At 46.9% G+C, this 14,220-nt stretch carries 12 protein-coding genes; 8 read left to right on the plus strand and 4 right to left on the minus strand.

Annotated features, from left to right (window positions below; all coding sequences use genetic code 11):
• The first annotated feature begins 5 nt into the window (after window positions 1-5).
• From glcF to proC, 3 genes are read left to right on the plus strand one after another with little or no spacing between them, the layout of a single operon-like run.
• Window positions 6-1,283, plus strand: a complete 1,278-nt coding sequence (glcF, locus tag ICV89_RS09355; protein WP_215308387.1) for a glycolate oxidase subunit GlcF — start codon at window positions 6-8, stop codon at window positions 1,281-1,283.
• Window positions 1,283-2,008 (plus strand): YggS family pyridoxal phosphate-dependent enzyme, encoded by a 726-nt coding sequence (locus ICV89_RS09360; protein ID WP_215308388.1) that lies wholly within the window; start codon window positions 1,283-1,285, stop codon window positions 2,006-2,008. Before glcF ends, ICV89_RS09360 begins: the two co-directional genes overlap by 1 nt.
• On the plus strand, window positions 2,005-2,868 hold the full coding sequence (gene proC, locus ICV89_RS09365) for a pyrroline-5-carboxylate reductase (RefSeq protein ID WP_215308389.1): 864 nt from the start codon (window positions 2,005-2,007) through the stop codon (window positions 2,866-2,868). Before ICV89_RS09360 ends, proC begins: the two co-directional genes overlap by 4 nt.
• On the opposite strand, the gene ubiA is transcribed toward proC, so the two are convergent.
• Window positions 2,851-3,702 carry a 4-hydroxybenzoate octaprenyltransferase gene (gene ubiA / locus ICV89_RS09370; RefSeq protein ID WP_215308390.1) on the minus strand — a complete coding sequence of 284 codons (852 nt, stop codon included), beginning with the start codon at window positions 3,700-3,702 and terminating at the stop codon, window positions 2,851-2,853. The genes proC and ubiA overlap by 18 nt on opposite strands.
• Before the next feature lie 48 nt (window positions 3,703-3,750).
• Window positions 3,751-5,838 (minus strand): ATP-dependent DNA helicase RecG, encoded by a 2,088-nt coding sequence (recG, locus tag ICV89_RS09375; protein ID WP_215308391.1) that lies wholly within the window; start codon window positions 5,836-5,838, stop codon window positions 3,751-3,753.
• Between the two features lie 30 nt (window positions 5,839-5,868).
• Between recG and queA the strand changes: the two genes are divergently transcribed.
• The 5 genes from queA (at window position 5,869) to secF (ending at window position 11,392) form a co-directional block, all read left to right on the plus strand.
• Window positions 5,869-6,903, plus strand: a complete 1,035-nt coding sequence (gene queA / locus ICV89_RS09380) for a tRNA preQ1(34) S-adenosylmethionine ribosyltransferase-isomerase QueA (RefSeq protein ID WP_215308392.1) — start codon at window positions 5,869-5,871, stop codon at window positions 6,901-6,903.
• An 8-nt stretch (window positions 6,904-6,911) separates the two neighbouring features.
• Window positions 6,912-8,069: a tRNA guanosine(34) transglycosylase Tgt gene (gene tgt / locus ICV89_RS09385; protein ID WP_215308393.1), complete on the plus strand. Its 1,158-nt coding sequence runs from the start codon at window positions 6,912-6,914 to the stop codon at window positions 8,067-8,069.
• Window positions 8,070-8,202: 133 nt separating this feature from the next.
• Window positions 8,203-8,529 carry a preprotein translocase subunit YajC gene (gene yajC, locus ICV89_RS09390; RefSeq protein WP_215308394.1) on the plus strand — a complete coding sequence of 109 codons (327 nt, stop codon included), beginning with the start codon at window positions 8,203-8,205 and terminating at the stop codon, window positions 8,527-8,529.
• Between the two features lie 25 nt (window positions 8,530-8,554).
• Window positions 8,555-10,414: a protein translocase subunit SecD gene (gene secD, locus ICV89_RS09395; protein ID WP_215308395.1), complete on the plus strand. Its 1,860-nt coding sequence runs from the start codon at window positions 8,555-8,557 to the stop codon at window positions 10,412-10,414.
• 3 nt (window positions 10,415-10,417) lie between these two features.
• Window positions 10,418-11,392, plus strand: a complete 975-nt coding sequence (gene secF / locus ICV89_RS09400; protein ID WP_215308396.1) for a protein translocase subunit SecF — start codon at window positions 10,418-10,420, stop codon at window positions 11,390-11,392.
• Between the two features lie 14 nt (window positions 11,393-11,406).
• On the opposite strand, the gene ICV89_RS09405 is transcribed toward secF, so the two are convergent.
• Both ICV89_RS09405 and purB read right to left on the minus strand, forming a co-directional pair.
• Entirely contained in the window at window positions 11,407-12,777 is a 1,371-nt protein-coding gene (locus ICV89_RS09405) for a 3-deoxy-D-manno-octulosonic acid transferase (protein WP_251370831.1), read from the minus strand.
• Window positions 12,774-14,153, minus strand: a complete 1,380-nt coding sequence (gene purB / locus ICV89_RS09410) for an adenylosuccinate lyase (RefSeq protein WP_215308397.1) — start codon at window positions 14,151-14,153, stop codon at window positions 12,774-12,776. The genes ICV89_RS09405 and purB overlap by 4 nt, the downstream gene beginning before the upstream one ends.
• Window positions 14,154-14,220: the final 67 nt, after the last annotated feature.

Genomic DNA, 14,220 nt, shown 5'->3' on the forward strand with positions numbered 1-14,220 from the left:
CCCTTATGCAAACTCAACTCGCCCCCCAATTCGTCAATACCCCTGAGGGAATTGAAGCCGCCAGAATTCTTGGAAAATGCGTGCACTGCGGCTTTTGCACGGCTACATGTCCCACCTATCAATTACTTGGTGATGAACTTGATGGTCCTCGAGGTCGCATCTACCTCATCAAGCAAATGGCAGAAGGCCAAGCCCCCACTGAAAAAACACGTCTGCATTTAGATCGCTGTCTCACTTGCCGTAATTGCGAGAGCACTTGTCCAAGCGGTGTGCAATATGGCAACTTAGTCGATATTGGTCGCAAGTGGGCAGAAGAAAATACTCCCGAGCGCCCTCTTGGTCAGCGCCTCACCCGCTGGGCTTTAAAAGAGGGCTTAACCAGTCCTAGGTTATTTAACTCCGCAATGGCGATTGGTCGCTTGGTTCGCCCGCTGATGCCGACTGGTATCCAACGCAAGATTCCGGAAGCCAAAAATAAAGCACTCAATTCAAATACAGATCCCTATGCAAGGCCGCAGACTAGCCACTCACGCAAGATGCTATTGCTCGAGGGTTGCGTTCAACCTGGCATGCTGCCAAACATCAACTCAGCAACGGCACGTGTTTTAGACGCCCTTAAGATTCAGTTAATTGCTGCGCCCAATGCTACTTGCTGTGGTGCATTGCGTTACCACCTAAATGATCAAGCTGGTGGCCTAGAAAATGCTAAACAAAATATCGATGCTTGGTGGCCGCAAGTTGAGCAAGGTGTTGAAGCTATTGTGATGACCGCTTCTGGTTGTGGCGTGATGGTCAAAGATTACGGCCATCTATTTTCGAGTGATCCTCAATATGCTGCTAAGGCCAAGACTATCTCCGATCTCACTAGAGATATTTCAGAAATATTGCCAGCGCTTCAGGAAGAACTCGTTGCGCTAGTGGGCGCTGATCCAAAGCCTGGTGTGGTGTATCACCCTCCCTGCACACTGCAACATGGTCAACAAATTCGGGGCAAGGTAGAAGGTCTTTTGACTAGTATTGGCATTGGAGTACGCCTATGTGCTGATAGCCATCTCTGCTGCGGCTCTGCGGGAACCTATTCAGTAACCCAGCCAGAACTCTCAGCACAGTTACGCTATAACAAGTTAACTCACCTCAATGCGGCCTGCGAAGAGTCTGGTGCACAAGTCATTGTTTCCGGAAATATTGGCTGCATCACCCACCTTCAACAAGATGACACTCCAGTCCTTCATTGGATCGAGATTGTTGACCAACTCATTAGCCAACAAAGCCGAATCCAATAATGAGTCAAGTCACCACTAAGCTCATGATGGTCAGGCAGCGACTGGAGTTGGCAGCTTTGGCAGCCAAACGTGAGCCCGAAGACATACAACTACTTGCTGTGAGCAAAACCTTTCCTGCCATAGCAGTTGAGGAGGCTATGCATGCTGGGCAAACTGCCTTTGGTGAAAATTATGTCCAAGAAGGTGTTGACAAAATTCAGCAGCTATCCAAATTGCGCCCTTGGCTAGAGTGGCATTTTATTGGTCCACTACAAAGCAATAAGACACGTGATGTTGCAGAATACTTTGACTGGGTACACAGTATTGATCGCCTCAAAATTGCAGAACGTCTTTCTAGTCAACGTGGTGAATTTTCTAACTTAGGCCCATTGCAAGTTTGCGTTCAAATTAACGTCAGCGAAGAAGATAGTAAAAGTGGTATTCCTCTCGAAGAAGTTGACGCTCTTTGTGATGCGATTTCCAAATTACCAAATTTAGTTCTTCGTGGACTCATGGCCATCCCTGCGCCCAGCGACGATGTCAACCAACAACGTCAATCCTTTGCAGCCGTTCGAGAGTGCTTTGTTGGGATTAAGGCAAAGCATAGTAATGATGTTGGGTATGATTTCTTTGATACGCTATCCATGGGGATGTCTGATGATCTGGAGGCTGCAGTCGCTGAAGGTAGCACCATGGTACGTATAGGTAGCGCCATTTTTGGGAAGCGCGATAAGATCAAGACATGAGTACACAACAAATAAACCAAAACGCCCACATCACCTTTATTGGCGGGGGTAATATGGGCCGCGCTTTAATTAGTGGCTTACTAAACAATGGTTTTGAGACCAATCAACTTTCTGTAGTCGAGGCCAATGCTAGTACTGGCTTGCAATTGCATCAAGATTTTGGTGTGCGGATCATTAGCGCTTTGGATCAAATTACTTTTGACTTCTCTAAAAACAACGTTGTAGTAATGGCAATTAAGCCCCAAGACTTCAATGTGGTAGCCAAGTCTTTAAGTGTAAAACTCAAACATGCGACAGCACCAGGTCCACTCATTCTCAGTATTGCTGCTGGCATTCGTCTCAAAGACATGAGTCGCTGGCTTGATCATGAGCGTTGTGTGCGTGCGATGCCTAATACCCCAGCATTAATTGGTAAAGGCATTACTGGACTATTCGCCGATGCTGCCGTCAATATTGCCGACCGTGCCCTAGCGGAAACTATTTGCAATGCAGTAGGTCAAGCAGTCTGGGTGCATGAAGAAAAACTCATGGATGCAGTAACCGCCGTTTCTGGAAGTGGTCCTGCCTATGTTTTTGCTTTCTTAGAAGCCATGCAATCGAGCGGGGAGAAACTTGGACTGGACTCGGATACCGCTCGCAAACTTGCTTACGCCACTTTAGAGGGCGCTACACAATTAGCCCATAACTCAGATGAGCATGCGGGTGTTCTGCGTGAACGAGTCACTTCCAAGGGTGGAACTACTGCTGCCGCACTAGATATGCTCAAGCAACTCGATTGGCATGGTGCACTTGAAAAAGCAATTGACGCGGCTAATCAACGTGGCAAGGCCATGGGTGATGAGTTAGGTAAGACCCAATAGGATTCCCAAAAATAAGAATCCACCCAACCAATTGTTGTGCCTAAAGGCTTTGAAGCAATCCTCCCGCTTGCGAGTAGATATCAATTTCAGATGATACGCAGCGCAAGCTATAGCGAGGCACCAACCCATCCAAAAGTAATTATTCAGGTTTGCTAGTTGAGCAACCCAAATCTGACTCAGAAATAGCATGCCGTAACTCAGAGCAATCGCTAAAACATCAAACCGACCAAAGGTAATGGCCGAGGTGCGCAAACCCAAACGTAAATCATCATCACGATCAACCATGGCATAAGCTGTATCGTAAGCAATCGCCCAGAAGATATTGCCAACAAACAAAACCCAAGCTTCCATTGGAATGAAACCCAATACAGCGGCATAAGCCATCGGAATTCCAAAACCAAAGGCAATACCAAGGACTGCTTGCGGAATAGCAAAAAAACGTTTGGTAAAAGGATAAATAATCGCAAGCGCTAAGGCAAAAAAAGAGAGCTCTTGAGTTAAAGCATTCAGGGGTTGAATGAGTAAGAATGCTATCAATGCCAAAGTGGCCGCTACGGCTAATGCTTCTTTTCCAGAAATTTTTCCACTTGTAATAGGGCGCTCTTTGGTTCTCAATACATGACGATCAAAATCTTGATCCGCATAATCATTCACAGCACACCCGGCACTACGCATTAAAAATGTGCCTAAGGTAAAAATAATCAACAGATGCCATTCAGGAAAACCGCCACTTGCCAACCAAAGTGCCCACAAAGTTGGCCATAATAGAAGTAGCGTTCCGATTGGTTTATCCAGACGGATCAGGTAAGCGTAAGCAATAATACGATCGCGCATCAGATAATTAGTCTTTCTTTAATAGCAATCATAGTCATGATGCAATTATCAAGCTTTTAGAAATTCAGTGCGAGAGCCAAGCCAACGCTCAAGATGTCTTTCCACCAAGTCGCCATGCTCAGCTAAAAGACGCTCTGCTGCCGTCTGAGCCAACTCAATGAGCCATGCATCTCGCTGAATGTCGACAAATCGCAACATCGCATCCCCAGACTGCTTGGCTCCCAATAATTCACCTGGGCCACGAAGCGATAAGTCGCGCTCTGCTATTACGAATCCGTCTGCCGTTTCTCGTAAAGTTTGTAGGCGCTCTTTAGCAGCCATGGATAGTGGCTCCGCATACATCAAGATACAGACTGAATCAGCAGAACCGCGCCCAACACGTCCACGCAACTGATGAATCTGTGCATAGCCAAAACGTTCAGCATGCTCGATCACCATCAGCGCTGCATTTGGTACATCCACGCCCACCTCAATCACAGTAGTTGCTACTAGTAATTGAATCTGATTAGCCTTAAATGCGGCCATCACCGCAGCTTTCTCTTCACTCTTTAAACGGCCATGCACCAGACCAACTTTGAAAGTTGGCAATGCTTGCATGAGTTGCTCAAAACTCTCAACTGCTGTTTGCAACTGCAATACTTCTGACTCTTCAATCAAAGGACAAACCCAATAGGCTTGCAACCCTTTTACCAGCCAATCATGCAGACCGCTAATCACCTCATCTCTACGAGCTGCCTTGACTACCTTAGTAGCGATCGGTTTTCTGCCGGGAGGCAATTCATCAATTACAGAAACATCCAGATCGGCGTAATAGGTCATCGCTAAGGTACGTGGGATAGGAGTCGCTGACATCATGAGCTGATGGCAATAAAAAAGTTCAGAGCCAACCCGCTGCTGAATCTCTAAACGCTGTCTTACACCAAATCGATGTTGCTCATCAATGACTGCTAAACCCAACTTCGCAAAACTGACCCTATCCTGAATGAGTGCATGTGTGCCAATCATGAGTTGAGCCTCACCACTCTCAATCATTTCTTGTGCGAGTCGTTTTTCCTTAGCTTTCAAGCTGCCAGAGAGCCATGCAATTTTTACCCCTACAGGCTCAAACCACTCCTGCATTTTGAGATAGTGTTGTTCTGCCAGAATTTCTGTCGGCGCCATGATGGCAGCTTGATAACCATGATCCATAGCACGCGCAGCAGCCAATGCTGCAATCACTGTTTTCCCGCTACCCACATCACCTTGTAGCAAGCGATTCATTGGAAAGGTATTTGATAGATCGGATCCGATCTCTGACCAGACACGAGCTTGGGCACCAGTTAGCTCGAAGGGCAAAACTTTGAGTAAGCTTTCCTCAATGCTGGCATTTTTTTTGATTTCATTAATTGCTTGCTGATCCTTGGAAAAGCTAGGAGCTCGCCTTTCTCTACGAATGGCATGCGCACGCTTTAAAGAAATCTGCTGGGCGAGTAATTCTTCAAACTGTACACGCCGCCAAGCAGGGTGAGTGCGCTCTAAAAGTGATTGGGTGTCAGCGTCAGCAGGTGGTTGATGCAAATAGGTAATAGCATCTTGTAGCTGTGGCCAATCATTTGTTGGCAGAATTTCTGCCATTAGCTTGGTGGGTAAAAATTCCGCCAAACTCTCTTTGAGGCTAGCATCCTGCAAAGCTTTCAGCACTGCCTTACGAATCATGGTTTGCGAGATACCAGCACTTGCTGGATAGACAGGGGTCAAGCTCTCAGGTAACGGTGCCTCTGGAATAACTGCACGAACAGTAGGGTGAACTATCTCTGCACCTTGATAGCCCTCTCGAATTTCGCCCCGCACTCGGATATGACTTCCGACTGCCATTTGCTTTTGCTGGCTTGGATAGAAATTGAGGAAACGGAGTTGCAGCGAAGCAGTATCGTCCTCGATCGTGACCAATAGCTGTCTTCTGGGGCGAAACGTCACCTGATTACGAATCACGACGCCCTGAGTCTGAATCGAATGAAATCTCCCCAAGCCCAAAGCTTCCTCAATGGTGAAGAGCTCTGTCTCATCCTCGTAACGAGATGGCAGGTGCAAAGCAAGTGCCATAGGGCTGTTTAAACCCATCTTTTCGAGTGCAGTTGGCGGTCGCTTAGTCGTCATCGTTAAAATCCAATACCTGATGGTAATGCTATGCAACTTTCCGACTTCAATTACGACCTTCCGCCCGAACTGATTGCCCAGCACCCGCTAGCAAATAGAACGGATAGCCGCCTCTTAGAGCTGAATATAGAGGGGGGTAATGTCGCCCAATTGCTTGATAGGCAGTTCCCAGACATCCTTAAGCTGATCAAACCCGGCGATTTACTAGTCTTTAATGACACCAAAGTGATTCCTGCTCGCCTACATGGCAAAAAGGAGACGGGCGGCAATGTTGAGCTCCTGATTGAACGCATCAGCGGAGATAAACAAGCTTGGGTACAAATCAGAGCCTCCAAGGCCCCTAAAACTGGCAGCATTGTTCATGTGCACAATCAGGCTGGTGAAACTTTCCCCGTTGAAATGATTGGCTATGACGGCCGATTCTATGAAGTTCGCTTTCCCGAGAATGTATTTGATTTACTAGAGCGCTTCGGTGAATTACCCCTGCCACCCTACATTGAGCATCAGCCAGATCAAGAGGATGCCAATCGTTATCAAACTGTCGTTGCCAAGAATCCTGGTGCTGTAGCAGCTCCTACAGCAGGCTTACACTTTGATGAAGCCATCCTTCAGCAACTGAGCGAGCTCGGCGTTAAACAGGCCGCTGTCACTCTACATGTGGGCGCAGGCACTTTCACACCAGTTCGCGAAGAAGATCTTACTAAACACAAGATGCATTACGAGTGGTTTTCAATTCCTGTAGAAACGCTTGCAGCAATTACGGCTACCCAGCAGTCGGGCGGTAGAGTCATTGCAGTGGGGACGACGAGCCTGCGTGCCCTAGAGAGTCAGGCCCAAACCCAGCAGGCTAGTGGAGAAACGAATTTATTTATTACGCCTGGTTACACATTCAAAACGGTAGACTGCCTACTGACTAACTTTCATCTACCAAAATCAACCCTACTGATGTTGGTGAGTGCCTTTGCTGGTGTAGACAATATCCGCAATGCCTATCAACATGCCATTCAGAATCAATATCGCTTTTTTAGCTACGGCGATGCGATGTTCTTAAGCCGTCTTAACTAAACCAGCCCATGACAAAACCTGTTCACTTTAATATCCTCGCGCGTGACTCTGCTAGCCCTGCACGCCTTGGTCAGCTTGACCTTCCTCACGGCAGCGTTCAAACACCAATCTTTATGCCGGTGGGCACTTATGGCACCGTAAAGGCGATGACCCCACGGGATCTGCATGAGGCTAAAGCCCAAATTATCTTAGGCAATACCTTTCATTTGTGGCTGCGGCCTGGTTTAGATGTTGTGAAGAAGCATGGTGGCTTACACCGCTTCATGGGCTGGGATAAGCCGATTCTGACTGATTCTGGTGGCTTTCAGGTCTTTAGCTTAGGAGCACTGAGAAAAATTTCTGAAGAAGGGGTTACATTTGCGTCCCCGATCAATGGCGATAAGTTATTTATGTCACCAGAAGTGTCTATGGAAATTCAGGCGGTACTGAATAGCGATATTGCGATGCAGTTTGATGAATGCACCCCTTACGAAATCAAGGGGCAGGCAACCTCAGAAAAAACTGCGCGCGCCTCATTGGAAATGTCGCTGCGCTGGGGTGATCGCTCCCTAAGACGCTTTCGCGAACTCGAGACTGGCAATGGCCTTTTTGGCATCGTCCAAGGCGGCATGTTTGAAAACCTCCGTGAATTCTCCCTAGATGCCGTCAGTCAGCAGGGCTTTGATGGGATCGCAATTGGCGGTCTCTCCGTTGGGGAGCCAAAGCCTGAGTTTGAGCGCATTCTTAATTTCACAGCCCCTAAGTTGCCAGAGCACATGCCCCATTACCTTATGGGGGTTGGAACACCTGAAGACTTGATGCTAGGCGTCAGTCTCGGCATTGATATGTTTGACTGCGTCATGCCGACTCGTAATGCCCGTAATGGCTGGCTCTTTACCCGCTTTGGTGACCTCAAGCTTCGTAACTCAGGGTACAAGGATGATGATCGCCCTGTCGACCCTAGCTGTGCTTGTTATACCTGTAAAAACTTCACCAGGTCCTATTTAAATCACCTCCAAAAGGCGAATGAGATTCTGGGGTCGCAGCTTAATACCATCCACAACCTCTCTTATTACCTACAGCTAATGGAAGAGGTTCGAGAATCTTTAGCTAAAGACCGATTTAGTGCCTATCGAGAGGAATTTCATCGGAATCGCCAACGCGGCGTGGAACCCGGACAGGATTAATAGGCCCAGGGCACTAAATCAGCCCTAAAGCCCCATACAGTTTAGAATTGCGGGTTTACGGCTTCGCTTTAAAAGCCTAAAACTGAAGCAGTTCCTTAAGCAGTTTTCAACTGGTAATTAATGGAGGTTTTGTATGTGGATTAGTAACGCTTTTGCCCAGGCTCCAGCCGCGGGCGCAGATTCTGGTGGCTTGATGAGCTTTCTTCCCTTGCTGTTGATGTTTGCAGTGTTGTACTTCATCATGATTCGCCCACAAATGAAGCGTCAAAAAGAAACTAAAGCAATGCTGGAGTCTCTTTCTGTTGGCGACGAGGTAGTGACTGTTGGCGGCATCATGGGCAAAGTAACTGCATTAAAAGACCAAGTGGTGACTGTTGAAATTGCTAGTGGCACTGAAGTGCAAATGCAAAAAGGCGCCATCACAACAGTACTGCCAAAAGGCTCAATGAAGTCTGCTTAATAAGCTTGTTTAAAAGTATCTCAATATGAATCGCTACCCTCTCTGGAAATACATAGTCATCCTCTCTGCCTTATTGATTGGAGGGCTATATTCATTACCCAATTTCTTCGGAGAGGCGCCAGCGGTTCAAGTCTCGTCCGCCAAGCCAACCATCAAGGTTGATTTGGCGACACAGTCTCGAGTAGAAAAGATTTTGACTGATGACAACATCAGTAACACTGGCATCTTCTTTGAATCTACAGGTAGTGTAGGTTCAATCAAAATTCGTTTTAACAATACCGACATCCAACTTCGTGCCCGCGACTTGCTGCAACAGAAATTGAACATCGATCAAAACGAACCTAATTTCACCGTGGCATTAAACCTACTCTCCAACACACCGAGCTGGTTAAACGCACTCAATGCTTTACCAATGCCTCTTGGCCTTGACTTGCGTGGTGGCGTGTACTTCTTACTACAAGTGGATATGAAAGGCGCCGTTCAAAAGAAGGTTACTTCTTTGGCAACAGATATTCGTAGTCAGCTGCGTGACAAATCCATTCGCCAGCAAGGTATAGAGCGTGGCCAAGACTCCATCACCCTAACATTTGGCAGCACCGAAGATGCTGAGAAGGCGCGCACCGTCTTGATGACGAGTCAGCCTGATCTGATCTGGCAAGTTAAGCCTACCGGCCTGTCTCCAAAACTGGTTGGCGAATTTAAACCGACCGCCCTGAAAGAAATTCAAGATAACGCAGTAAAACAAAATATCGTCACGCTCAATAAGCGCGTCAATGAGTTAGCCGTGAAAGAGCCAGTCATTCAACAACAAGGTGCTGAGCGAATTGTTGTGCAGCTTCCAGGCGTGCAAGATACTGCGCGCGCTAAGGACATCATTGGTCGTACCGCAACTCTGGAGTCTAGGTTAGCCGACCCAATCGTTTCAACTATCGCCATTGGTGAGACTCCACCTCCAGGCATGGATGTATTCCGCTTTGGCGAAACTCGCCAAGGTGTATTCAAAAAATCGGTCATCTTTAGTGGTGATCGCATTACCGATGCAAGTGCCGGCTTTGATCAAAACCAACGACCTGCGGTAAATATCTCTTTGGATGCTGCTGGTGGGCGTGTGATGCAAGAAGTGACCCGTGAAAACATCGGCAAACCGATGGGCATGATCTTGTTTGAAAAAGGTAAAGGTGAGGTCCTCACGATTGCCACGATTCAAGGTGAGTTTGGCTCTAAGTTTCAAATTACTGGCCAACCAACTACCGAGAGTGCAAATGACTTGGCGCTCTTGTTACGCGCAGGCTCATTAGCAGCGCCGATGGAAATCATTGAAGAGCGCACGATTGGACCAAGCTTAGGTGCAGAAAATATTGAGAAGGGCTTTAAATCTCTCATCATGGGTTTTGCTGCAATCTCGATTTTCATGATTGCCTACTACCTCTTGTTTGGCACATTCTCAGTAGTGGCTCTAGCAGTCAACTTGTTACTCTTGATCTCGGTGTTGTCAATGCTACAAGCCACCCTAACATTGCCAGGTATTGCTGCAATGGCCTTGGCACTGGGTATGGCTATTGACTCCAATGTGTTGATCAACGAACGTATTCGTGAGGAGCTGCGTAACGGCGCCGCGCCGCAAACAGCAATTGCTGTTGGCTTTGACAAAGCTTGGGCAACAATCTTGGATTCAAACGTCACCACCTTAATTGCTGGTCTTGCATTACTCGCATTTGGCTCTGGTCCAATTAAAGGCTTTGCAGTAGTGCATTGCCTTGGTATTTTGACTTCTATGTTTTCAGCAGTCTTTTTCTCACGTGGCCTAGTTAACCTCTGGTATGGCAGAGGAAAAAAAGTCCAGAAACTCGCTATCGGCCAAGTTTGGCGCTCACAGGAGAAATAAGTCATGGAATTTTTCCGAATTAAAAAAGATATTCCCTTTATGCGCCATGCATTGGCGCTGAATGCAGTTTCTCTAATTACCTTCTTTGCGGCCGTTTTCTTCCTTTGGCAAAACGGTCTTCACTTATCTATCGAGTTCACTGGCGGTACAGTGATGGAAGTTTCTTATCCACAAACAGCCCCTCTAGATTCAATCAGATCAAAGGTAGAAAAACTGGGCTATGCCGATACCCAGATTCAGAACTTTGGCAGTTCGCGTGATGTGATGATTCGCCTGCCATTGCAAAAAGATGCCGAAGGCAAAATAATTTCTTCTGCGGACCAAAGTGCAGCGGTCATGCAAGCACTTGAGCCAGCCACTTCAGGCGTCAAGTTACAGCGTGTTGAGTTTGTTGGTCCACAGGTTGGACGTGAGCTAGCAATAGATGGATTGATGGCACTACTATTTGTGATTATCGGCATCGTGGTTTATCTCTCTTTCCGCTTTGAGTGGAAATTTGCTGTTGCTGGCATTATTGCCAACTTACATGACATCGTGATTATTCTGGGCTTCTTTGCCTTCTTCCAGTGGGAGTTCTCTCTGTCTGTTTTGGCTGCGGTATTGGCCGTATTGGGCTACTCAGTAAACGAGTCTGTGGTGATCTTTGACCGTATTCGCGAAAACTTCCGCAAATACCGCAAGATGAATACCCGCGAAATTATTGATAACGCTATCACCAGCACAATCAGTCGTACCGTAATTACCCACGGCAGTACTGAAATGATGGTTTTGGCGATGTTGATTTTTGGTGGTCCTACCCTCTTCTACTTTGCCTTAGCCCTCACCATTGGTATTTTGTTTGGCATCTACTCGTCCGTGTTCGTGGCAGCGGCTTTGGCCATGTGGCTTGGTGTGACGCGCGAAGATTTAGTGAAGGGCGATAAAAAGCCAGATGATGTTGCGCGCAACGATGATCCCAACTTTGGGGCTCAGGTTTAATCTCCCAATCGGAGTTAATTGATATCCTCAAGGGCGGCCATAATCTTTTGGGTCGCACCTTGATGTTCGAGTGCATACGACTTTGCAGCGCTCGACATCTTTGCCAGTTCGGCAGTATTTAATAGCAACTCTTTTAAAGCCTCCATGAGAACAATGGGCTCACTCAAGATGAGCTCACCCTGGATGCGCTTGGCAGCGCCCATCTCAATGGCATCTAGGGCGGCTTGTTGGAAGTTATACGTATGCTCACCGAGCAATACTGGACAACCAGCAGCACAAGCCTCAATTAGATTTTGCCCGCCAAACGGAAGTAGACTGCCTCCCATGACCACTAAGTCAGCAGCACTGTAATACATTGGCATCTCACCCATGGAGTCTCCCAGAATCACATCCACGCCAGCATCGCTCTTTGGTGTCTCAATCCATTCTGTACGGCATCTAAATTTCAGACCAGCATCTTGAATTTGATTGGCTACTTCAGAAAAGCGCTCAGGATGACGGGGAACTATACAAAGCAGCGGGGCAATCTCAAAAGTGTTGCCAAGTAAAAGATCTTTCCAAGCCTTCAGGATAATTACCTCTTCGCCATCGCGAGTACTGGCAGCGCAGACCATCAATCGTTGTTTGCCATGTAGATCTTGCTTCCAAAATTGACCTTGCAGAACTAGATTGGGATCAAGCGGTACATCAAACTTCAGATTGCCAACAATCTTCACTTTTTTAACGCCAAGACTACGATACCGATCAGCATCTAATTGTGTTTGAGCCAAGATACCTGAAAATGCCTGAAATAAAGATCTGCCGGCATTACCAAATCGATTGATGCGACGAGCACTTCGTTCGGATAGGCGTGCGTTTACTAAAAATAATGGCAGCCCAATTTCTGCGCAATAAAACACAATGGTTGGCCAAGCCTCGGTTTCCATAAACAAACCGAACTTCGGTTTAAATGTACGAATGAAATTAGCAACAGACCAGCAGAGGTCGTAGGGTAGATAAACCTGATGCAATTGACCTGTAGCAATCGCTCGCTCAAATAGAGCAGCGCCAGTACGGCGACCATTCAGTGTCATATGCGTCAACAGAATCGTCTCACCACGAGCTAGATAAGCTTCAACCAAAGGTTGAGCCGCTCTAGTCTCACCAACAGATACCGCATGAATCCATACAGATCCCTGCGTAGTTGTTTTGCCATCAGCAAAACCCAAGCGCTCAGAGAAGTGACTTAAATATTCAGAGGAGTGACGTGTGCGCCAGGCTAGGCGAAAAAATGCAAAAGGCAGAAGCAGATGCCAAAGCACTTGATAAACAGCAAACCAGATCTTAGGGCGAGCACCGTATTCCAAATCCTGTGATGCGGGCCCAAGGCTTGGAGTCAAACTCACTTTTTCAGACGTTCGGTCAATTCGACCGCCTTACCTAAATAAGAAGATGGGGTCATCTCGAGTAATAAGGTCTTTGCATCATCTGGAATCTTTAGACCACGAATGAAGGTTTGTAAATCAGCCTGGTTGATGCCTTTGCCACGAGTGAGTTCTTTGAGTTGCTCATACGGATTCTCAATGCCATAACGACGCATCACAGTTTGTACTGGCTCTGCCAATACTTCCCAGCACGCATCTAGGTCAGCAGCAATCGCCGCATGGTTAACCTCTAATTTTCCTAAACCACGCAAGGCGCTGTCATAAGCTAAAACGCTGTGGCCAAAGGCTGGGCCTAAATTACGCAAGACAGTTGAATCAGTTAGATCGCGCTGCCAGCGAGAAATTGGCAACTTCTCTGCAAGATGACGCAATAGCGCATTTGCTACCCCCAAGTTCCCCTCGGAATTTTCAAAGTCAATTGGGTTGACTTTATGCGGCATGGTTGAAGAACCAATCTCACCCGCTTTAGTACGTTGCTTGAAGTAAGCAATAGAAATATACGCCCAGAAATCACGATCCATGTCCAACAAGATTGTGTTGGCGCGAGCAATTGCATCAAACAATTCAGCCATGCCATCATGTGGCTCAATTTGAATCGTGTAAGGATTAAAGGTGAGACCTAAGCGTTTCTCAACGACATTCTTAGAAAAGTTTTCCCAATCAAAATTAGGATAAGCAGATAAATGCGCGTTGTAGTTACCCACTGCACCATTCATTTTTCCTAATAAAGGGACTGCTGCAATTGCTGCAATCGCACGCTCTAAACGTTTAGCGATATTGGCTAACTCTTTACCTAATGTACTTGGAGAAGCAGGTTGACCATGAGTGCGTGACAACATAGGCACTTTTGCATTCTCAATTGCCAAATCCGTTAATACGGAAAGTATTTTTCTAAGTTGCGGCAACAAAACTTTATCACGAGCGCCACGCAACATCAAACCATGCGAAGTATTATTGATATCTTCAGAAGTGCATGCAAAATGAATAAATTCACTTGCCTTTAAGAGATCTGGGCGACCGGCTACTTTTTCTTTTAAAAAATACTCTACTGCCTTGACATCGTGATTGGTGACTGCCTCGATATCTTTAATACGTTGCGCATCGGCATCAGAGAAGTTTTCTGGCAAAGATAATAGGAAGGCTTCATCTGCCGAACTAATTTTTGGCACATCTGGCAGGCCCGCTGAGGCCAAAGCCAATAACCAATGAATCTCTACAAACACGCGCTGCCGCATAAATGCGGCTTCGGATAACCAGGGCCTCAAGGCGTCCAGCTTGCCTGCATAGCGACCATCTAAAGGGGATAGTGCATTAAGAGTAGAAATCGGCTGACTCACGAATATTGCCTTTACATTGATTGTTTCAATAAAACCTAATTTTAATCGCTCTTAGGAGCAATTCAGT

This window comes from Polynucleobacter sp. Adler-ghost, from assembly GCF_018688495.1.
Taxonomy (GTDB): Bacteria; Pseudomonadota; Gammaproteobacteria; order Burkholderiales; family Burkholderiaceae; genus Polynucleobacter.